The sequence below is a fragment of the Phosphitispora sp. TUW77 genome (assembly GCF_048453025.1).
In the GTDB taxonomy this organism is placed as follows: Bacteria; Bacillota; Thermincolia; order Thermincolales; family UBA2595; genus Phosphitispora.
The window spans coordinates 496,888-518,027 of sequence record NZ_CP156677.1 but is presented as its reverse complement, the minus strand read 5'-3'; the positions used below and the strand labels follow the sequence as shown (position 1 = coordinate 518,027).

The following is a 21,140-nucleotide window of genomic DNA, read 5'->3' as shown; positions in this document are numbered from 1 at the left end:
AGGGACCATGCCCATAAGTAATTACTTATGACACGGTCCCATCAGTTTCTTAAACAGGTCCCAGTTCACTTATATTTCTAATGAACCGATTAACTCAGTAATCATTTTCGCAATATCTTCGGCAGCCACACCAACAACCAGGTCCTTTGGTTTTTCTGCCCCGTCAATAAATGCATAGATAGCATTAAGTAAATGAAGGGCTGGATTTGTTTTGCCTGCTGCTAATTTTTCACTGACATTTACCAGCTTTTCTCTTAATTCAGCCAGTTTTTCCGCATCACCGTTTCCTTCCAATGTACCGTCAAGAACCGCTCTGTCAAACACCTCCAGCACCCCGGCAATTGTAGCTTCCTGTGAAGGATTATATACATGGGGAGCATTGTCCTCGTCATCCGGAATACCGTCCTCATCCTGGTCGTTAATTTGTTCATGCCAACCGAAAGCTGTCATCCAGGGCAGATTGTCCTGCCCTCCGGAAAATACATAAGGTGTATCAGCAAATCCATCACTATTGTTGTCAATAGATACATGATCGCTCCAGTAATTGCCTCCTTCAGGTGCATCTAAGTTGAAAATATTATCAGTATCACTATCATATATAGATGCCTGTTCGGTATTATTGATAAAGTCATTGTGATAAACTTGGTTGCGATTTGCATGTAATACAGCGTAATTTCCAAATGGATGAAGCCGGATGCTAAGCCCTGATACGGCATTATCTCTAATGGTATTTTCCGTTACAATATTTTCAAAAGAGCCGGGCAAGTCAACCCCATAGTCATTGCTGTATATTTCGTTGCCAATAATCTGATTGTCATCAGATAATTCGACTAGGCTGACACCATAAGTATTGTCATAAGACTGATTTTCCGACACCGTGTTCCGCCTTGACTCAAACAGGTAAAAACCATAATCAGTATTTGATACTACATTGTTTTCCACTATACTGTCATAAGCATAATTCATCAGGATTCCATAACGGTGATTTTCCATTTGGACATTTCTTACCGTGATATAGCCATGCATTGATACCTGAATTCCTGCACTGTTTCCATCACCGCTGACAGTATGGCCGTTTCCCTCCAGGGTTATTTCGTTAGCCATAATTATTATTGTTCCGGTAACATCTTGTGTCAGTGTTGCTGTCCTGTTCACTGAATCCCACGTTCCTACCGGCTCGCTCCAACCATTATTCCCCAAATATACATATAGATGTGCCGGTTCCACAGGAGGCTCTTCTGAAGCTGACTCCCATCCATCCTGGATCATCCAGGGCAAGTTATCCTGTCCGCCGTAAAAGCTGTAAGGAGTATCTGCAAAACCATCACTGTTGCTGTCGGTGGATATATGAGTGCTCCAATAGTTGCCTCCTTTTGGCACATTCATAAAAAACATGTTATCAATATTAAACACATAATTGTTAATATACGCCTGGGTATTGTTATCGATAAAATTGTTCTGGAATACCTGGTTCTGGATGGATGGTATTAATTCCGTAAGAGAAGACGTGTCCCCGATAAAAATACCGCAGCTGTTATCCCTCACGGTGTTTTGATAAATTGAGTTTCGCTGTGCTCCAAGCAAAGCAATTCCATTAAGATTACCAATAAATTCGTTATCTGCTAACACATTGCTGTTGGCAAATTCCCGCAGCAGAATACCATAAGCTTCACTGCCTGACATATAGTTATCAGTAACTGTGTTGTACTCAGACCTGGATAAAAAAAGATTGCTGTTAACGTTGTCTGTCAATACGGTACCGGTAATTGTATTGAAATCTGAAAAAGAGAGCAGTATCCCGTTTAGACAGTTGGAAACATTTATGTTAGTTATAGTAATATTATTTTGTTCTTGGACCAATATTCCGTTCCATGTCTCATCTCCGGTAATCGTATACCCTCCGCCGTCAAGAGTGATGCCATTAGATGTGATATGTATGGTCTTGTTTACGTTATGAGTCAATACCCCGGTCAACGTATCCGGATCCCATGTTCCTACCGGTTCGCTCCACCCCGCACTGCTTAACGTAATTTCATCATAGGCAAATACTGAGCTAGTATTAAACAAGGTGCAAAACAAGGATAAAACAAAAACAGCTGCAATAAAAAAAACCGGATTTTTTGAAAAAATACTCACTTTTTTCATTCTGGTTTTTCATTCCTTCCTTTAAAAATGTTCTGTTTTTAAAACGTTTTGTTTTTATATTATACCATATTTTAAATTAGTATTTATATCATATTTTTGAGTACTATTTCTATTTAATTGCAGTTAATATTGCAGTATAATAGAAGTATTGAAATAAGGGAGGTGTAGTTCGGAAGTCTGAAAATTTTCACACATTTAAAATGTAAGATAGGTGGTTAAAGGTATGAAACTAAAACGTTCAATTTTAAGCATAAGCTTAGTCTTTTTCCTGGTTGCTTCACTACTAGTCGGAATGGCTCCGGTTGGTGCTGCCGAAGCCGGGGCAGCAGGCAAACCTGATAAAGTCAAAGTCCTAATCGGCTTTAAGGAAAAGCCCGGCAAAGCTGAACAAGCTTTGGTTCGCAGCTTGGGCGGGTCTGTGAAACACACTTACAAAATAATCCCATCAATAGCTGCCGAATTGCCTGAACAAGCGGTTGAGGCGCTTAGCAAAAATCCAAAAATCAAAATAATTGAACCAGATGTAAAAGCCTATGCAATAGGTACATTTGAAGAAGAGTTAAACCAAACTTGGGGAATGGTTAGAATTGGAGAAGGCACTGCACACAGCCAGAGTTATTTAGGAACCGGCATAAAAGTAGGCATTATTGATTCTGGTATTGATTATGGGCATCCCGAATTATCCGCAATTTACAAGGGCGGTTATGATTTCGTTAACCAAGATGATGACCCTCTGGATATTGATGGGCACGGGACCCATGTAGCCGGTACAATTGCAGCGGCGCGCAATGAAAATGGCGTGGTAGGCGCAGCTCCGGCTGTTGAGCTCTATGCACTTAAAGCACTTGAGGGGGGCAGCGGTAACTTCGGCGACATTATTGCAGCCCTGGACTGGTGTGCTGCCAATGGGATTCAAGTTACCAACAATAGCTATGGCAGCTCTGTTGACCCGGGAACTCAGGTTAGAGATGCCTTTGATAATTCATATGCCGGCGGAATACTGCATGTAGCTGCAGCCGGCAATAGCGGCAACCCTCAGGGCAAAGGCGATACAGTCGGTTATCCGGCAAAATATGCTTCTGTTATGGCAGTGGCAGCCTCAGACATTAATGATAAAAGGGCCAGCTTTTCCAGTACCGGCCCAGATGTTGAGCTTATTGCCCCCGGTGTAAACATATACAGCACATGGATTGATGGCACATACAGGTATGCCAGCGGGACTTCTATGGCATCACCCCATGTAACGGGAGTCGCAGCACAGGTTTGGGCAGCCAATACGACCCTGGGTAATACCGGTGTAAGAGATATACTTCATAATACAGCGGAAAATATCGGTCTTTCCATATATTATCAGGGTTATGGGTTGGTACGTGCCGATCTTGCTGCTGCAGCCGCAGCAGGACTCATTCCTGCTGATACCGGCAGTATAGATGGAACAGTGACTGACGCAAATGGATCTGCCATCTCCGGAGCTTCGGTTGTTGTGGAAAACACCTCATTGTCTGCAACAACAGATAGCAATGGTTATTACCAAATAGTCGGTGTGCCTGTGGGCAGTTATGGTGTTACCGCTTCCGCTGCGGGGTATTCTGCGCAGACAATAGACGTGATTGCAAATAAAGATGTCAATACTACACAAGACTTTACTTTACCGGCTAAACTTTCTTATGCTCTCACAATAGCCCAAGTAGGAGAAGGAACAACTGTGCCAGCATCAGGAACCTATACTTATGAAGAAGGGGCAACAGTTACCCTTAGGGCTGAGCCAGCTTCCGGTTATGTGTTTGAAAAATGGGTTATTAATGGGGTTGACATATCTAATGCACAAACTTCCATTACTATGGATGCCGATAAAACAGCAACTGCTTATTTTACACCGGCACCCGTCAGTGAACTCAATTTGACTGTCAGTACCGACAAAGCTGAATATACAGGTAATGCCTGGGTTTATATCACCATTTTACTGACAGATCAGACTAACCCGGTTACCGGGGCTGCGATTAATGTTACCGTTACAAATCCGGCCGGCAGTGTAGCAAGCGGTGCAGCTACAACCAACGCAGATGGTCAAGTGATGTTCTCATACAGGGTATTGAAATCTTCCGTTAAGGGAACATATACGGTGAACGCAAATTCCTCATGGAATGGTTCAGAAGTCAATGCAACTACTACTTTTATTGTAAAATAGAACGAGTATGCTTGATAAATGCATACAACTTAAAAAGGACTGACTCATAGCTAATGAGTCAGTCCTTTTTTTGTAAAACCTACTCCCACTCAATAGTTGCCGGTGGTTTTGAGGTAATGTCATATACAACACGGTTGATATCCTTTATCTCATTCACTATCCTGTTGGAGATGCTCTCCAATACATCATACGGTATCCTGGCCCAGTCGGCAGTCATCCCGTCATGGCTGGTAACAGCACGCAGCACACAGGTATAGCTGTAAGTCCGCTCATCCCCCATGACACCTACTGAACGCATGGACGGAAGGACAGCGAAGAACTGCCAAATTTCTCGATACAGGCCTGCCTTGATAATCTCTTCATGAAGGATAGCATCAGCCTCTCGTAAGATATCCAATTTATCTTTAGTAATGTCACCCAGTATCCTTATAGCCAGGCCAGGACCTGGAAAAGGCTGTCTCCAAACAATTCGTTCCGGCAGCCCCAGTTGTTCCCCGACAAGGCGAACCTCATCCTTAAACAGCCATTTCAGGGGCTCAATAAGCTCAAGTTCCATATCATCAGGAAGACCGCCTACATTGTGATGTGATTTGATAACAGCAGCGGTGTCTGTACCGCTTTCAACAACATCAGGATACAGTGTGCCCTGAACAAGGAAATTTATTTCACCGAGTTTACGGGCCTCTTCCTCAAATACGCGAATAAACTCGTTTCCGATAATTTTTCTTTTCTGTTCCGGCTCAGTTACTCCATTAAGCTTGTCCAGAAACCTCTCCGAAACATCTACAGCAATTAGGTTAATGTGGAACTGGTTACGGAAGGTCTCAATCACCTGTTTGGCTTCATCCTTTCTCAGCAGCCCATGGTCTACAAAAACACATGTCAGTTGATCTCCGATTGCCTTATGGACAAGGGCTGCAGCTACTGAGGAATCCACCCCTCCGCTCAAAGCACAAAGCACCTTCTTGTCACCGACTGCTTCCCTAACTTCCCTAACAGTCTGTTCAATAAATGACTCCATTGTCCAGTTTCCTGAACATTGGCAAACATCAAAAAGATAAAATTCCAACATGCGCTGACCTTCAGGAGTATGGACAACTTCAGGGTGAAACTGAACTCCATATAATTTCTTTTCATCACTTCCCAGAGCTGCCACAGGGGTGCTGGCGGTACGTCCTATAGCTTTAAATCCCGGCGGCGGCGCCGCCACAAAGTCGCCGTGACTCATCCATACCTGAAGTGTTTCGGGAAGTCCCTTAAAGAGAGGGCTGTCCTTTTCAAGGACCTGAAGCTTTGTCTTTCCATATTCACGATTATCAGCCCTGCTGACATTGCCGCCCAAAACCTGGGACATAAGCTGCATCCCGTAACAAATACCCAAAATAGGTATCCCAAGGTTAAAAATATCCTTATCACAGACAGGAGCATTTTCCGTATAAACACTGGAAGGCCCTCCGGAAAGTACTATGCCTTTTGGTCCCATTGCCGCAATTTCTGCGGCAGGAGTTCGATAAGAAATTATCTCACAATATACCCTGCACTCTCTGATGCGCCGGGCAATCAACTGAGTATACTGGCCGCCGAAATCAATGACCAGCACCAGTTCTTTATCTCTTGACATCCCCTTGTATCCTCCCTCAATAATCTTATATTTTCTCTATAGCGCTAGCGCCCTCTAACTTGCTCCTCTAACTTGTATATACTTCTTTCTTAAGCACATAAACCCCCGGAAGGTGACGATATCTGTTATTATAATCCAGGCCATAGCCAACTACAAATTCATCTGGTATTACAAATCCATTGTAATCTATGTTAATATCAACCTTTCTCCGGGCAGGCTTCTCCAGCAGTGTACAGATTTTAACTGAAGCGGCTTTTCTGTTTTTCAGGATTTCCATAAGGTATTTCAAAGTCAGACCGGTATCCACTATATCCTCAACTATCAGCACATCCATTCCTTCTATGCTCATGTCAAGGTCATTCAGGATTCTTACTACTCCCGAAGACTCAGTAGAGGAACCATAACTGGAAACGGCCATAAAATCAATGTACAGGGGTATGGAAATCTCCCTGACAAGATCTGACAAAAAAATCACAGCACCTTTTAAAATGCCAACCACAACCAACTCTCTGCCACTGTAATCCCTGGAAATTTGCTGTCCCATTTGGACTACCTTTTCAGCAATCTGCTCCCTGGAAATAAGGCACTTTGAAACATCGTTTTGCATTAATCTACCTCCAAAACTTTTCTGCAATACTACATATCAAAGCATAGCAGAGTAACCGGCCTATTGTCAATCCCCAGGCTTTTCCGTCCACTTTTTTACCAGGTCCAGCCAAACCGCCCTAACCTCCTCCAACTCTTCTCTGCCCAACCTTCTTTTTCCATATTTATCCACAAGATAAGCATTGGTTATTGTGAAAATGCTGCTATAATCATCAGGCAGCTTATCAGATAAATCCTGAGCATATTCCAGGGGAGTCTGATTGTGCTTTTTGGGATATCCCTTACGATTTAATATTTCAACAAGTGAAATATATATGTCCCTGATTAAATCTCCTGTCCCTATTCTAAATATATTTCGGGTTCGGTACAAATAATACACGACAGCAGCTGCCGCAATAATAACAGCAAGTACCAGTACCGGCAGCCACGAAACTCCTTCCTCTTTGGAATTTATAATCTCCTCAGGGGAAAGTCCTTGGAATTCCGCTTCATGACTTGAGGTGTTTGTTATTGCAAGAATAGCATCTGCTGAAGTCCCGGTCTCTCCACCAATTACAGACGGAGTAGGATCAAAAGGTACCCAGCCATAGTCGGCAAAATAAACCTCCACCCAGGAATGGGCATCATTCATACATACCTCATATACCCCTGTTTCAGAATTTAAAATGCCTGAGGTAAAACCCTTGACCCATCTTGCAGGGATCCCCAATGACCTCAACATTACCACCATTGCGGTAGAATGATAAGTACAATATCCTTTTTTCAGTTCAAACAGAAAATAGTCGGTCACATCTTGTGAACCAGAAACTGGCTTAACAGCTAGATCATAAGGATAATTTGAAGAAATGTAATCTTCAATTATAACGGCCTTATCATATGGATTCTCAGCATGTGTGGTAAGTTTTGCAGCCAGTCTGCCGACACGTTCAGGAATATCCTGGGGAAGCTGTAGATAAAGTTTCTTTATTTCAAGAGGATATTCTGCAGTACTGTCTTTTAGCTTAGCCTCGTCACGTTCCGGAATATAGGATATAACCCTGTACGTACCTCCTAAATTCAACCCGGCTAAATATATATTGCCACCGGCATCAATACTGAGGTATTCTTCCTGCAGTTGTACCTGTACGGGAATTCCGGAACTGAAAACTACCTCTGAGCTGACCCCCGGTGCCAGGGAAAATACCTGTTCAATCTTATCCATTCCCACAATACGTGAGTACGGGTTGGGAATTTCGCCATTATCAACTCTCCAGGGATAAAGGGTGTTCTGCCAGCCTTGCCCGGTGTAGAAGTCTGATGTGTCACCACGCCAGTAAAATGGCTGAGAAGACTTGACATACATAACCAATTTGTTTTCAATTACTACTTCTCCCTTTAAATCAAAGTTTTCGCACCGTTTCCAGAATAAATCATAACTGCCTGAAGCTGCTTGTTTTGTTCCAGTAGAATTACCAGTAACAAGCATGGCAATCCTGTTTCCGGAGGACAGCAGGTTAATACTTGGTCTTAAAGGCGGAAGTATTAATGCTGCCAATACGATTACAATTACAAAGAGCAAGCTTATCCAACTCCAGAACCGGATATTGACTCCTGCTCCCTGAACTTGTCTCACCCGAAAATCACTTTCTGTTTCCAATAGATATATCTGAATTCGAAGTCCCATACTAAAAAAAATATTTAAAACCACATATTCCAGAATACTTTCTCCTAATACAATCATTAATACACTTAGTAGAAAGAAGCCGAAAAAAAACATCTCTGCTGTGTTCTTCGTTTCAATTATATAGCTGGTAATCAGGAACGCCAGAAGGGCATAAAATGAAACAACAAAAAAGCAGAAAGCCCCGAAATATTCAGGACTAATAGAACCAAGCTGAAAATGAGGCAGGCCAAATAAGATCTCTTCGACCAAAGAAATTTCCGCAGGCCCGCAAGAACGATTGATATACCAAACAATAACGGCATACAAGAAAGACATTATCGCTATCAACTTCCTCTTGAGTTCTGAGGGAGAATAATAATTGATAAATTGACAAGTCAATACTAACAGCACCATTACTGTCAGAGCTTGCCCATATCCAGACCATCCAAAGGAATAAAAAATTGCCCGGCGTAAAGTTTCCAGATAACCAAAAATCAGTATTAGCAGCAGTGCACTTCCTTTAACCCCTTTAGCAGTTGCCATACTCCAACCCCCTAAACAGTAAACGCAGGTCGGTTTGCCTATCAACCATAACCACAGATATACCCACAGCCCTCAAGCGAAGCACTGCTTTTTGCCTGTCTTCGGCCATGATGCCCTGGCCTCCGAAACTCTCCAGTTTTAACAGAAAAAGTATAACTTCCCGGCCTTGGCTCATCATTCTAATTAATGTGTCCACCATATTGCCGTCAATATGACCTGTTATAAAATATATGCCACACCTCTTTCCGGCAAAAACAGGGTCACCGAACCTTTCCCAGCAATCAGGGCCTGCTCCGGTCTGAACACCAACTAATGTTTCCAAAATCATGCTAAACTGGCCCTTACCATAACCTATTGGTACTTGAGTAATTTCGGCGCCACAGAAAGCAATTCCTATTCCAAAGTTATTTCGTGTTCCCATCGCAGCCAGCGAGGCAGCAAGGGTTACCGCTTTTTCAAGGCTGCTTTGAGTTCCACTGCCCATATGGTGTTCCATTTTAGCATCAAAAATTATCATAAAAGCATAGTTATTACTTTCTTGAAATTGCTTTACCAGCAAGTTCTGCGACTTTGCCGAAGCCTTCCAGTGAATTCTTGAAATGCCATCACCGGCATCATATTTCCTTACTCCAATAAATTCACTGCCACTGCGTCCTCTCCTGATTGAACCAGGGTTCATGTCTAATCCTTGAGAATAAATTATCCCTATGTCATCACCCAGGTCATAAATTTCCGGCAAAACCACCAGATATTTCATTTCTCCCATATACCTCGAACTGGTAAATATCCCAAAAATATCTCCGGTACGAACCAGTATACTCCCAAACCAAATCGTCCCCGCTGCCTGCATTCAAGCTCTTCATTAAGAACCTTCTTTTCATGCGGCTTCAAGGAAAAAGTATAGCACACCAAATTATCCGGCAAGTCAAAGGTAGCCGGCATTCGCACCCAACACTGAACCCATGGCACAGGCCAACCGGAAAGGTTCTCAATCTCCAGAATGAATTTCACCTTTGTCCCAACCTGTGTAGTAAGAGATTCTGTATAGCAATATGCACTGACTCTGCGACTAATTAAAGACCATACAAAACCGGCCGCAATGATAATTAGGCTGGTATAAAAAACAAAATAGGGGGCCTTCCCCCCGGCCGACAGAGCATAAAGGAATACCAACCCCAACCAGATAACAGCTTTTATAATTGTGCCAATATCCATTAGAACCCCCACCCTGAAAAAACGACCTTGCCCGAATAAGTACGTTAAAAACCCACCTGCTTTAACCTACTTTATATATCCAAAGGAACTTGTGCCAACACTTCATTTATGATGTCTTCAGGATTTTTTCCTTTAATGTATGCCTCTGGCTTTAACACTATCCTGTGTGCCAGTGTGGCGCCTGCCAAGGACTTGATGTCATCTGGAATAACAAACTCCCGTCCTGCAAGACCAGCCTTGGCCTTACTCGTTTTTAACAGAGCCAAGGAACCCCGTGGACTTGCTCCAAGTGATACTTCAGGATGGTTTCTGGTAACCTGAACGATATTAACAATATAGTTCTTAAGTGAATCTTCAATATGTATATTAGCTGCTTTTTCCTGAAGGTTTAGCAGTTCGGCAAGGTCAAAAACCTGTATGATTTCAGCAATAGGATGTCTTTTCTCCAGCCGGTCAAGGATTTCCATTTCTTCATCATATGAAGGATAACCCAGGTGTGCCTTGATAAGAAACCTATCTAGCTGTGCTTCCGGCAGGGGAAAGGTACCCTCATATTCAATAGGATTTTGTGTCGCCAGGATTAAGAACGGCCTGGGCAGTTTATAACTGACCCCGTCAATGGTAATCTGTTCTTCCTCCATACACTCAAGCAGACTCGCCTGAGTTCTCGGCGAAGTACGGTTAATTTCATCTGCCAGGACAATCTGAGCCATTACCGGTCCTGGCCTGAATTCAAATTCCTGAATTTTTTGATTATATATGGAAACACCTAGAATATCTGATGGCAAAAGGTCAGGAGTAAACTGAATCCTTTTAAAAGCACATCCCAGAGACTTGGCCAGGGTTCGTACCAACATTGTCTTACCCATTCCAGGTACATCCTCCAGCAGCATATGTCCGCGACATAATAGACAAATCATTATCAATTCAACCACTTCTGTTTTGCCAACAATAACAGTATGAATATTCTGCCTCAGTTTTTCCAGCATTTCCCGAATAGCATTCATATATTACCTCCACAAAATTTATGAAATAAAACTTATGAAATGAAATTTATACACTATTATATACTGAATTTCGACATATTCCATCAAATTCCTCTAAAGTTTAGATATTCCTTTAATAAAAAAACCGCCACTAAGGACGGTTTATTGTTTAACTTCAGGAGGATTTATTTTAATATTACTATTATAATTTCGCAGTTCAACTACCAGCCGAAGTTTATCTGCAGAACCATTTTTACTGACCGCAGTCACCTCTCCCTTATGGATAAACAAGCTGCGGGGTTCCAGCCAAAATCTATATTTGAAGTCCTTCCAAAGTGTCTCCATATAAGGGTTATCAACAACCGGGAGAGCTGAATAAACCAGTAGTTTTCCCGGTCCGTTCCCTTCAGAACCATCAAAGGCAGCTTGTTCAAGTTCTTTATAAGTAAAGCTTGCCAGAGGATTCAGCTCTGCCATAAAAATCTCCTGCTGATTAAGCTGGTTACCGGTAAGCTTAATCCATTCACCGGTAAGCTGGTCCTTAGTATAAGTATCATTATCATATAAATAAAATTCGACTTCAGAATTAAAAATGCGGCCACTAATATGGATACGTTCAAGGCTTTCACGCTGACCCTGAACCTCACTGACCTGCTTTTCCGTGCCATCGATAGTTGTAAACATTTTTATAGTATATTCATACTGTTTTGCTTTCTCCGTGTTTTTCAGGGCTTTACCAATAACTTCCCGGGGAGGGCTGTCAGGATCTGTCGGAAACAGGTAATGTTTAGCTGTACCTAGGCAGGTGACCAACAGGAAAACAAAAATAAGCCACCTGACGGCTGTATTTCTGCCTTTGATTGGCACCGCGATCCCCTCCTCCTATTATGATAGGGTCTTATTTGACAGTTAATATATTTTCATCCTGGTTTTGTATAATATATTCTTGTTTTATATAAAAAATTCTCCATGCCTGTTAAATTAATATTTTTAATCCTGTACCTATAACACTAATACTTTCACATTAAACTTTATCATATATCTACGACATATGGAATACTATTTTGTGTCATTACAACATGTTTTATTGTTTCAGCGCCTGATTCCGACCGTTAATACGGCAAATCATACATTTCGCTGAAAAAACAAACCCTCCTTTGTCATTTGACTTTGACAAAGAAGGGTTACGAACTTATGTTAGCTTAACACCCTTTATCTCCAGCATATGTGGTTCAAACTGCAGCATGGTTCATAAAAACCTAGCCTCATTAATAAGGAGTTCAAACTCACATCCCAGATGACTGGCAGCACGACGGCATAAAATCATCCGAGTAAGGAAAATCTCAAAATACTCCATTACTGAACTAATTTCAATGTCAATTGTAAGCTCCATAGTAATCTTTCTTTGTTTAGGATCAATCTTTAGGCGACTATCCTCCACAGCATAGTTCACCCGATCTCTTGTGGTAAATGCGGAAAAATCGGTTTTTCTTACTCTGGCCCGGTGTACATCTGCTTTGTCGGAAATAATAACCGCGGCAGCTACGCTGCTCACCGGACTCCCGGTTTGTTCCTCATGATTTCCTATTGCAGACGCAACTGCTGCTATTTCCTCCGGTTCCATGCCCATTCGAAGCAGAAAAGAAAATACCAGCACTCCCCCAACTCTGCCATGGTCATATCTATTAATAACATTTCCTATATCGTGCAAATACCCGGCTATTTCTGCCAATTGTGTTTCCCTTGGGGGATATCCTAAGGATTCCATAATAAGCTTACTGTTCTCAGCCACAGTAATGGAATGCTCATAATCATGAACAATAGCGCCCATTTCACCAAGGAAAACATTAATAGCCTGAAAATATGAATCTATTTCGGCGTCTTTCTTAATATCATTAAGAACTATCAAGATAAGCCCTCCCGTGTATTTACACCAAAAAACCGCAATGACTTACCAAAATTGGTACACTTGTTTAATACAAAATATATTATCATAAAACAAGTAAAAAATAAAGCTATTCCCTTAGCGAACTACAGCTGAACCACCGTCAATAGCGATAGTTTGTTTCGTCATATAATCTGACATATTGCTTGCTAAGAAAACAACTAGCGGTCCAATATCTTTTTCAGAATCTCCCCAGTATCTTAGAGGGACTTTATTGGTAACTTCATTATATTGATCTGGGAAGTGTTCTTTCCACTGCGCAACACCAGGAGTCATAGAAAGCGGGCAAAGCACATTACAACGTATTCCATAAACACCCCATTCATTGGCTGCGTTCTTTGTTAAGGCTCGCACAGCTTCTTTAGTAGAGGCATAGGCAGCTTGGTTTATCATCCCCACCAAGCCGGCATCTGAAGCAAAATTAATTATTTTTCCGTAATTTTTTTCCTTCATATATGGAAATACTGCCTGCATGAAGTAGAAAGTACCATAAAGTCCAGATTTTAATGCTAAGTCAAAATCAGCATCGGTATGCTCTTCTAAAGATTTTTGGGTACAAGCTTGTGCAACATTAACCAATATATCAACAGTACCAAATGCTTTTATAGTTTCTTCAACTGCTTTATTAACCTGATCACGCTTAGTAACATCACATTGCACACTGATTGCCTCTGCACCTAATTCTTTCACTTCATTTGCAGTAGAGATACCAGTATCCGGGTCATATTCAGCTATTGCTACTTTAGCACCTTCCTTTGCTAAGGCTAAAACCACTCCTCGACCAATACCACGACCGCCGCCAGTTACTATTGCCACTTTCCCCTTAACTAAATCCACAATGATAACCTCCATTCTTAGTCTCTTTCTGTTGTTGTTTATATAAATTTTATTGGAGATGTTATCCAAATATGCTTCTAATGAATTATTCTCTGCCACATAAATCAAAAAACCGCAATCACTTGCGGTTGTAAGGTTTACACTGGAGCCGAAGAAGGGAGTTGAACCCTCGACCTACGCATTACGAGTGCGTTGCTCTGCCACTGAGCTACTTCGGCGTCATTAATTTGCTGCAACAAATATTATAGCAAACATTATCTCCTAAGGCAACAGGGACAATTTTCTGTTGGAATGGAGTACTCAGATATGTTAATATAAAGATACATATTAACAGGAGGTATGCTAGTGACTGCGGCCAAAAATAAACATACTAAACACAAATCTTCCCGGAAACAACTCAATAATACGAATTGGTCCAGGTTTAGCATCATATCTCTAACTATTGTCGGCATAATTACACTTATACTGATAGTGTTAACCTGGGCAAACACTCCGTCAGGACAATCGGTTTCCGATAACAACTCACTGGTTTCCGATATTTATGAATCCGGGAATAAGCAAACTCATATTAAGCAAGAACCTCTGCCATCTGATGTCGAGCTTGATAAAATCCCCGGACAGATTGACGGCAAAGCCTGGCTGGTTATGTCAGAAAACGAAAAACTGGATGTTGTCAAAAGAGCCCTATCCAACTGGGAGCTTACCGGAGTTAAAGTATGCCGGGATGCTGAGTGGTTTATTGAAGCCTTGGACATGTTCTACAAAGATAATCATGCAAACACATCACAAGTCAAGGTAAGTGATGCTATGTCTGTACTTGGCCTAAGCGGGGGCGCATTTGCTAAATAAAAACATACTCTGGATACAGTATTATTTTTTGCTATTGTTATCCAATAATATTTTTTACCTGTTGTTCCCTGAGTATCCTGGTTATAAATGTCTCAGGGTTTTTGGACAGGTCAATTTCTTTTATGGACTGTATTTTAACATCATTTGGGTCATACATTACCCGTACCACAGGCCTGGTTTGCTGACCCTTGTTAACATCCACAACTATCCCGGTTTCACCGGTATTTAGAGAAACCACGCTGCCTACAGGATATATAGCCACATTTTCTATGAAAATCTTGAGGACTTCAGGATCAAACTGACCTGTTGATTTAATAATGATATCCACGGCCTGATGAGGGAAAAAGGCTCGACGAAAAGGCCGATCTGCCAGGAGAGCATCGAAAACATCCGCTACAGCCAGTATCCTGGCAAACAGTCCAATCTCATCCCCCTTTAGACCCTCAGGATATCCGGAACCATCCAACCGCTCATGGTGCTGCATGATAGCAAGAGTAACCTCCTCAGGTAAGTGGTCACACTCACTAATAATTTCACAACTGTAAACGGTATGCTTTTTGATTTCTTCAAATTCCTTTTCAGTCAGCAAACTGGGATTATATAAAATATGCTTTGGCACCCTAACCCTTCCCACATCGTGAAGCAGTGCTGCTATACCCAGATTTTTGAGCTGCCCTCTCCTCAGTTTAAGAAATACCCCCAATATTAGTGACAGCATGCAAACATTGAGAGAATGTCCAAATATATAAGAGTCGCGTTCCCTAACTTCTGTAAGGTGCAGAAGGACCGCTTTATCTTTTAAAACCATCCGCAGCAAATTGTCTACTGTACGTTTAATTATCCCCTTGTTAAACTGACTCGATAAAGTAATTTCCTTAAAAATGCTTTTTATGGCTCGCGTAATTTCTAATTTGGTAAATTCATCTTCGGCTGCTGCATAAAGTGTATGAACCATCACGCTCCCCGGTTCTAATATTTCAACATACTCTGCATGAGAAGTGGACAATTGCTTTAAATGATATTCATTAATAACTGTTCCGGGGGTAAGCAAAACAGAACCGTCAGAAGCACAAACGGCCTTTCCTATAACCATTCCCTTTTCAACCTTTTCAGCAGGCAATCTTTTCATAGCCCTCACCTAGTGGACAAATTATTTAAATATTTCTGCCAAACATCTCTAAATCCTGCTTTAATTATAATTATTCATAGCTAGACCAAAAAGAAGCTTAGTTAATCAATAAGAAAAACAATTTTAACCTTGGAGGTTAAAGGAATAATCCGCCGAAGTAGATTATAAAGTGCAACCGGGAGGAGATTGGTTTGTCTAGATACTGGAAAACCCCGCGATCATTTGAAAATTATTTGGATAACTTAAGTTCTCTTGATTATGAAGAGTTAAAAAACTGTATTAATTCAGATGTTGTTTGGGATAACGGATATATCCGGCACAACCCGACCGCATATGAACTGTTTACCACACATGAACACCTCGATTTTGCCAAAGAGGATATATTTAAATTTGCCGGAATTACCCTGAACCTGGAAACCTTTGAAGCATTGGCAGCTAAAGTAGCCGAAGTCTGGCAAAAGAAACTGCCGGAACTATTTCCGGGCCATAAATTTATTATATATAAAAACAGCCACCACAAACAGGTGGCTTTCTGCCGCCAAAGAAACGGAATTACTGAAAATCCTGCGAAAATAATCCAATATCTTATGGATGACCACCATAACATCAGATGGAATGCCCTGCTATCAGCAACTCTCTACCCAGATCCGCTGTTGGTGCCCCATATACTGAAAAGACTGGATGATGATAATGTTTATAATGTGCTGAAAGCAATTATTGCCCTCGGAGAATCAAAAGACAAAAGCGTTATACCTATATTAAAAAACAGGTTTCTCGTTCTGGAAACAGGTCCCGATGGCAAGCAATTTGTTGATGACTATTTTGCCTATGACCTTTTCAAAACACTAATCAAACTAGGGGATAATGGATATAATCTGGTCTTTGATCTCTTCAAAAAATTCAAGTCCCTTGATATAAATACTCTGGAGTATCTATGTGAGCTCCTTGGCAAAACCGGCAAAAATGAAGTTCTTGATATACTGCTGTATATATATTTTACTGAACCTGAAGGATGCGATTGTGCCTTTACCGGACTGCTCAGCATGGAAAAACATGCTCTGCCCGAAATTATTCCCAAACTTTCTCACCCTAACCCGGATATACGTAAAAAAGCCATGCTATTTATAGCAAACTGTTATTTAAACGATATTAGGAACTATCTCCTAAAGGGCCTTAAAGACCCAATCAAATATGTACGGGAAGCGGCCGTCCATGGCATAGGGCGGTTCTATCACCGGACACGGAAGACCATCCTTAAACAATGCCTTGATGATAAGGCAACTATTGTCAGAGTCCGGGCTGCAGAAGCACTGGGAACGCTGTTAGATCCAAAACTTCTGCCTACATTTCAGATGCTGTGCCTGGACAAAAACCCCAGAGTAAGGCTTGAGGCAATGAAAGCAGCAGCAGCACTGGACTCAAAAAAAGCGATGAATTTCATCTGTCAATTATTTGATCAGGTTCCCAGATATGATAAACTACGAATCATTGACTCACTTTACGCTTATACAGGTAACCCTTCATACCTGAAGCCGATTATTGCAAAAGCCCTTGCCAGTAATGACAAAGAGCTTATGAAGGAAGCAACCGAACTGATGGAAATGCAGTAAGTAAAAGCCCCCACAAATTGTGAGGGCTTATTTTTACATCATTCCCGGCATTCCTCCGCCAGGCATTCCTGCGGGCATTGGGCTTTCTTTTTCGGGTTTATCGGCAACCACAGTCTCAGTTGTCAGGAGCATAGCTGCAATACTTGCAGCATTCTGCAGTGCTGAACGTGTTACCTTAGCCGGATCAACAATACCTGCTGCAATCATGTCAACATACTCTTCGGTAGCGGCATTAAAACCGATACCCGGTTGCTGTGCTTTTACTTTCTCTACAATAACTGAGCCTTCAAGTCCGGCATTGTTAGCAATTTGACGAACCGGTTCTTCCAGCGCTTTTTTTACAATTTTGATACCTGTAGCTACTTCAGCAACAGCATCAATTCCATCAAGGGAAGGAATAATATTGATATACGCAGTGCCGCCTCCGGGAACAATACCCTCCTCAACAGCAGCCCTGGTAGCATTAAGAGCATCTTCAATACGCAGTTTCTTTTCTTTCAGCTCTGTTTCGGTAGCTGCACCAACTTCAATAACAGCTACACCACCGGACAGCTTGGCCAAACGCTCCTGAAGCTTTTCGCGATCAAAATCAGATGTAGTTTCTTCAATCAATGTCTTGATTTGGGCAATCCTTTTCTTAAGCTCTTCCTGGTCACCGGTTCCCCCGACAATGACGGTTTCTTCTTTTTTAACTTTGACCTGACGGGCCCGGCCAAGCTGTTGAATAGTAGTATTCTCAAGCTTCATACCAACATCCTCGGAAACAACCTGACCACCGGTAAGAATCGCAATGTCCTCAAGCATAGCCTTACGGCGATCACCGAAACCAGGTGCCTTAACTGCTACACAAGTAAATGTACCGCGAAGTTTGTTTACTACCAGAGTAGCCAGAGCTTCACCCTCAACATCCTCAGCAATAATCATCAGCGGCCTGCCTGCCTGAACAACTTTTTCGAGCACTGGAAGGACATCTGCAATAGCGCCAATCTTCTTATCACAAATAAGTATGTATGGCTCATCTAAAACCGCTTCCATTTTATCAGTATCGGTAATCATGTAAGGTGAAATGTAACCGCGGTCAAAATTCATCCCTTCAACCACATCAAGGGTGGTTACAAATCCCTTGGACTCTTCTACTGTAATAACCCCATCCTTACCTACCTTTTCCATTGCCTCTGCAATAAGGTTTCCAATCTCGTCATCACCTGCTGAAATTGAAGCAACCTGGGCGATAGCATTCTTTTCTTCGATTGGTTTGGATATTTTCTTTATTTCTTCAACTGCCACTTTAACTGCTTTTTCAATACCCCGTTTAATAATCATCGGGTTAGCACCGGCAGCAACGTTCTTCAGACCTTCTCGAATAATTGCCTGGGCCAGCACTGTTGCTGTAGTGGTACCGTCACCGGCCACATCATTGGTTTTCGTAGCAACTTCTTTAACAAGCTGGGCGCCCATGTTCTCAAATGGATCTTCCAATTCAATTTCCCTGGCGATAGTAACACCGTCATTGGTAATCAACGGGGAACCGAATTTTTTGTCTAAAACAACATTCCGACCTTTAGGGCCAAGCGTAACGCGCACAGCTTCTGCAAGCTGGTTTACACCATTTTCCAGAGCACGACGTGCTTCTTCTGCAAATAAAATTTCCTTAGCCAAAATCAATCAACCTCCTCGAAACTTTTTAACTGTTATTCAACAATTGCCAGGATATCTCTTTCACTCATAATCATGCATTCTTCGCCATCAATTTTGATTTCATTGCCTGCATACTTGGAATAGATAACCTTATCACCAACCTTAACCTCCAAGTCTACTTTTTGACCATTTTCCAGAAGCTTACCAGTCCCTACAGCCAGGACCTCTCCCTGCTGCGGCTTTTCCTTGGCGGTATCGGGAAGTACAATACCACTTGCGGTTTTTTCCTCAGCAGCCAAAGGTTTTACTAAAATTCTGTCAGCTAAAGGTTTTACTTTCATAAATAAAGCCCCCTCCTTTATTAGATTTAAAAATTTTTTAATTTGTTAGCACTCAACATGGTTGAGTGCTAATACACTATTTATAATATAAAATGAGAATTGGAAAATCAACTTCCTGTAATCGGCAAAATTACAGTGTTTTAGTCCATAATCTCATTTTAGGTTAATCTTACCTTATTTTTCTTCCATTATCATCTATTTTATCAAAATCAACTATCTCCTTACAATCCTACAAAATTCCTACAAAATATTAATTTCCATTATGAGATAATTTTATACATTTGTTCCAGTACTTTTCAAGAAATTCAAATACTGCCTAGCCGTCAATAACAGCAGCTCTTACCTGGCACACTCCGAATCTGTCCCCTTAAGTATATCCAGTCCATGAGGCAAGGCATCGAGTATCCAGCCCAGATTTTCACGGACAGCCTTGGGACTGCCGGGAAGGTTTATAATCAGGGTCTGTTTCCTGATTCCTGCTGCCGCTCTTGAAAGAATGGCCCTTGGGGTTACTTTATACCCCTCCCGGCGCATCAGTTCAGGTAGTCCCGGAACCAACCGATCAACCACCGCAAGGGTTGCCTCAGGGGTTACGTCCCTGGGACTGAACCCTGTGCCTCCAGTAGTAAATACAAGGTCAAGTTTTTTTACATCACAAAATTCAATAAGCTTGTCCTTTATAATATCCCGTTCATCAGGAACAACTATATATTCCAGAACTTCCCCGTTTATTTTAGCAACTTCTTCCCGAATCACACCGGCACTTAAATCTTCCCGCTCACCCCGGCTCCCTTTGTCACTGGCTGTGATGATTCCAATTTTATACATGAATTATGCAGAATCACAGTAGCACCTGTAACCCTGCATCCCTCCCTTCTTTCCGGAATACCCGGATAAAACGTCTTAACGGCGTTTATGCTAATTCAACTATATCTCCTACTTTTACCGGGCCTCCCTTGAGTACCTTAATAAAAATCCCTTCCCTAGGCATCACACAGTCACCGGCCTGATAATATATAGCACACTTGTTATGGCATACCTTGCCAATCTGGGTTACCTCTCCCAAAGCCTCAGTGCCAATCCTTAATTTCGTCCCCACAGGCAGATTAACCAGCACTAAACCCTCTGTGGTAAGGTTTTCGGCAAAGTCCCCTGGATTTACATCAAGTCCCTTGGCCCGCATTTCTTTGATGCTTTCAAGAGCCAAAAGGCTTACCTGACGGTGCCACTCCCCTGCATGGGCATCACCCTCAAGCCCGTGGTCAGGGACCAGCATTCCTTCACCGATATTCTTTTTCCTCATACCCTTTTTTCCACTGGTACAAACTGCTACAATTTTTCCTGTCATCCTTGTTCACCCTGCCTCACATACCGGCCGCTTTTACCGCCGGTTTTTTCGAGCAGTCTGATTTCTCCAATTACCATATCCTTATCTATAGCTTTACACATATCATAAATAGTCAACCCAGCGGCCGCAACCGCTGTCAAGGCCTCCATCTCCACACCTGTTTTGCCGGTTGTGCGGACCGTAGCCTGAATCTCTATCCTCGATCCTGCTTCGTCCGGTATAAATTCCAGGTCCGCCCCAGTTAAAAACAGCGGGTGACACATAGGAATAAGATCACCTGTCCTCTTGGCAGCCATAATCCCGGCAACCTGGGCCACTGCCAAGACATCACCCTTGGTAATTCCGCCTTCCCTGACAGCCCTTAAGGTTTCCGGCTTCATCCTGACTTCCCCTCTGGCCACGGCAACCCTAATAGTATCGCTTTTGCCGGTCACATCTACCATCCTGGCCCGCCCATCTTTATTAAAATGTGTTATATCACTCATGGAATTCACTCC

At 42.2% G+C, this 21,140-nt stretch carries 19 protein-coding genes and 1 tRNA gene; 3 read left to right on the top strand and 17 right to left on the bottom strand.

Annotated elements, in window-relative coordinates; all coding sequences use genetic code 11:
• Nucleotides 1–69 precede the first annotated feature (69 nt).
• A complete protein-coding gene (locus ABFY19_RS02450) occupies nt 70–2,067 on the bottom strand; it encodes a right-handed parallel beta-helix repeat-containing protein (protein WP_418791687.1) in 1,998 nt (665 codons plus the stop codon).
• Between the two features lie 301 nt (nt 2,068–2,368).
• Between ABFY19_RS02450 and ABFY19_RS02445 the strand changes: the two genes are divergently transcribed.
• Complete coding sequence (locus tag ABFY19_RS02445; RefSeq protein WP_418791686.1) at nt 2,369–4,333, top strand: S8 family serine peptidase; 1,965 nt, start codon at nt 2,369–2,371, stop codon at nt 4,331–4,333.
• 79 nt (nt 4,334–4,412) lie between these two features.
• Here the strand turns inward: ABFY19_RS02445 and guaA are convergent, their stop codons facing one another.
• The 10 genes from guaA to ABFY19_RS02395 all read right to left on the bottom strand — a co-directional run bounded on the left by guaA (nt 4,413) and on the right by ABFY19_RS02395 (nt 13,946).
• Complete coding sequence (guaA, locus tag ABFY19_RS02440; protein WP_418791685.1) at nt 4,413–5,954, bottom strand: glutamine-hydrolyzing GMP synthase; 1,542 nt, start codon at nt 5,952–5,954, stop codon at nt 4,413–4,415.
• Between the two features lie 67 nt (nt 5,955–6,021).
• Nucleotides 6,022–6,561: a hypoxanthine phosphoribosyltransferase gene (gene hpt / locus ABFY19_RS02435; RefSeq protein WP_418791684.1), complete on the bottom strand. Its 540-nt coding sequence runs from the start codon at nt 6,559–6,561 to the stop codon at nt 6,022–6,024.
• 66 nt (nt 6,562–6,627) lie between these two features.
• A complete protein-coding gene (locus ABFY19_RS02430) occupies nt 6,628–8,745 on the bottom strand; it encodes a transglutaminase TgpA family protein (protein ID WP_418791683.1) in 2,118 nt (705 codons plus the stop codon).
• Complete coding sequence (locus ABFY19_RS02425; protein ID WP_418791682.1) at nt 8,732–9,511, bottom strand: DUF58 domain-containing protein; 780 nt, start codon at nt 9,509–9,511, stop codon at nt 8,732–8,734. The genes ABFY19_RS02430 and ABFY19_RS02425 overlap by 14 nt, the downstream gene beginning before the upstream one ends.
• A complete protein-coding gene (locus tag ABFY19_RS02420; RefSeq protein ID WP_418791681.1) occupies nt 9,499–9,960 on the bottom strand; it encodes a hypothetical protein in 462 nt (153 codons plus the stop codon). Before ABFY19_RS02420 ends, ABFY19_RS02425 begins: the two co-directional genes overlap by 13 nt.
• A gap of 71 nt (nt 9,961–10,031) precedes the next feature.
• Nucleotides 10,032–10,967 carry an AAA family ATPase gene (locus ABFY19_RS02415; RefSeq protein ID WP_418791680.1) on the bottom strand — a complete coding sequence of 312 codons (936 nt, stop codon included), beginning with the start codon at nt 10,965–10,967 and terminating at the stop codon, nt 10,032–10,034.
• A gap of 141 nt (nt 10,968–11,108) precedes the next feature.
• Nucleotides 11,109–11,813, bottom strand: a complete 705-nt coding sequence (locus tag ABFY19_RS02410) for a hypothetical protein (RefSeq protein ID WP_418791679.1) — start codon at nt 11,811–11,813, stop codon at nt 11,109–11,111.
• 382 nt (nt 11,814–12,195) lie between these two features.
• Nucleotides 12,196–12,855: an HD domain-containing protein gene (locus ABFY19_RS02405; RefSeq protein ID WP_418791678.1), complete on the bottom strand. Its 660-nt coding sequence runs from the start codon at nt 12,853–12,855 to the stop codon at nt 12,196–12,198.
• A gap of 114 nt (nt 12,856–12,969) precedes the next feature.
• Complete coding sequence (locus ABFY19_RS02400; protein WP_418791677.1) at nt 12,970–13,728, bottom strand: SDR family NAD(P)-dependent oxidoreductase; 759 nt, start codon at nt 13,726–13,728, stop codon at nt 12,970–12,972.
• A gap of 143 nt (nt 13,729–13,871) precedes the next feature.
• Nucleotides 13,872–13,946, bottom strand: a tRNA-Thr gene (locus ABFY19_RS02395).
• A gap of 127 nt (nt 13,947–14,073) precedes the next feature.
• Here ABFY19_RS02395 and ABFY19_RS02390 point away from each other — a divergent pair.
• Complete coding sequence (locus ABFY19_RS02390; RefSeq protein ID WP_418791676.1) at nt 14,074–14,577, top strand: hypothetical protein; 504 nt, start codon at nt 14,074–14,076, stop codon at nt 14,575–14,577.
• A gap of 37 nt (nt 14,578–14,614) precedes the next feature.
• Here the strand turns inward: ABFY19_RS02390 and ABFY19_RS02385 are convergent, their stop codons facing one another.
• Nucleotides 14,615–15,706, bottom strand: coding sequence for an HD-GYP domain-containing protein (locus tag ABFY19_RS02385; RefSeq protein WP_418791675.1), 1,092 nt, complete (start codon nt 15,704–15,706; stop codon nt 14,615–14,617).
• A gap of 191 nt (nt 15,707–15,897) precedes the next feature.
• Here ABFY19_RS02385 and ABFY19_RS02380 point away from each other — a divergent pair, with 191 nt between their 5' ends.
• Complete coding sequence (locus ABFY19_RS02380) at nt 15,898–17,316, top strand: HEAT repeat domain-containing protein (RefSeq protein WP_418791674.1); 1,419 nt, start codon at nt 15,898–15,900, stop codon at nt 17,314–17,316.
• Nucleotides 17,317–17,349: 33 nt separating this feature from the next.
• Here ABFY19_RS02380 and groL read toward each other — a convergent pair whose 3' ends face one another.
• The 5 genes from groL to moaC all read right to left on the bottom strand — a co-directional run bounded on the left by groL (nt 17,350) and on the right by moaC (nt 21,128).
• Nucleotides 17,350–18,975, bottom strand: a complete 1,626-nt coding sequence (gene groL / locus ABFY19_RS02375) for a chaperonin GroEL (protein WP_418791673.1) — start codon at nt 18,973–18,975, stop codon at nt 17,350–17,352.
• A gap of 32 nt (nt 18,976–19,007) precedes the next feature.
• On the bottom strand, nt 19,008–19,295 hold the full coding sequence (gene groES / locus ABFY19_RS02370; RefSeq protein WP_418791672.1) for a co-chaperone GroES: 288 nt from the start codon (nt 19,293–19,295) through the stop codon (nt 19,008–19,010).
• A gap of 339 nt (nt 19,296–19,634) precedes the next feature.
• Complete coding sequence (locus ABFY19_RS02365; protein ID WP_418791671.1) at nt 19,635–20,123, bottom strand: MogA/MoaB family molybdenum cofactor biosynthesis protein; 489 nt, start codon at nt 20,121–20,123, stop codon at nt 19,635–19,637.
• Between the two features lie 85 nt (nt 20,124–20,208).
• The gene (locus ABFY19_RS02360) at nt 20,209–20,643 is read right to left on the bottom strand and encodes an MOSC domain-containing protein (RefSeq protein ID WP_418791670.1); all 435 of its coding nucleotides are present in this window, start codon (nt 20,641–20,643) and stop codon (nt 20,209–20,211) included.
• The gene (gene moaC / locus ABFY19_RS02355; RefSeq protein ID WP_418791669.1) at nt 20,640–21,128 is read right to left on the bottom strand and encodes a cyclic pyranopterin monophosphate synthase MoaC; all 489 of its coding nucleotides are present in this window, start codon (nt 21,126–21,128) and stop codon (nt 20,640–20,642) included. Before moaC ends, ABFY19_RS02360 begins: the two co-directional genes overlap by 4 nt.
• Nucleotides 21,129–21,140 lie beyond the last annotated feature (12 nt).

Excerpts from the sequence above, each read along its gene's own strand:
- ABFY19_RS02445 (WP_418791686.1), top strand. The coding sequence starts at position 2,369 with ATGAAACTAAAACGTTCAATTTTAAGCATAAGCTTAGTCTTTTTCCTG.
- guaA (WP_418791685.1), bottom strand. The coding sequence starts at position 5,954 with ATGTCAAGAGATAAAGAACTGGTGCTGGTCATTGATTTCGGCGGCCAG.
- hpt (WP_418791684.1), bottom strand. The coding sequence starts at position 6,561 with ATGCAAAACGATGTTTCAAAGTGCCTTATTTCCAGGGAGCAGATTGCT.
- ABFY19_RS02430 (WP_418791683.1), bottom strand. The coding sequence starts at position 8,745 with ATGGCAACTGCTAAAGGGGTTAAAGGAAGTGCACTGCTGCTAATACTG.
- ABFY19_RS02425 (WP_418791682.1), bottom strand. The coding sequence starts at position 9,511 with ATGGGAGAAATGAAATATCTGGTGGTTTTGCCGGAAATTTATGACCTG.
- ABFY19_RS02420 (WP_418791681.1), bottom strand. The coding sequence starts at position 9,960 with ATGGATATTGGCACAATTATAAAAGCTGTTATCTGGTTGGGGTTGGTA.
- ABFY19_RS02415 (WP_418791680.1), bottom strand. The coding sequence starts at position 10,967 with ATGAATGCTATTCGGGAAATGCTGGAAAAACTGAGGCAGAATATTCAT.
- ABFY19_RS02385 (WP_418791675.1), bottom strand. The coding sequence starts at position 15,706 with ATGAAAAGATTGCCTGCTGAAAAGGTTGAAAAGGGAATGGTTATAGGA.
- groES (WP_418791672.1), bottom strand. The coding sequence starts at position 19,295 with ATGAAAGTAAAACCTTTAGCTGACAGAATTTTAGTAAAACCTTTGGCT.
- ABFY19_RS02365 (WP_418791671.1), bottom strand. The coding sequence starts at position 20,123 with ATGTATAAAATTGGAATCATCACAGCCAGTGACAAAGGGAGCCGGGGT.
- ABFY19_RS02360 (WP_418791670.1), bottom strand. The coding sequence starts at position 20,643 with ATGACAGGAAAAATTGTAGCAGTTTGTACCAGTGGAAAAAAGGGTATG.
- moaC (WP_418791669.1), bottom strand. The coding sequence starts at position 21,128 with ATGAGTGATATAACACATTTTAATAAAGATGGGCGGGCCAGGATGGTA.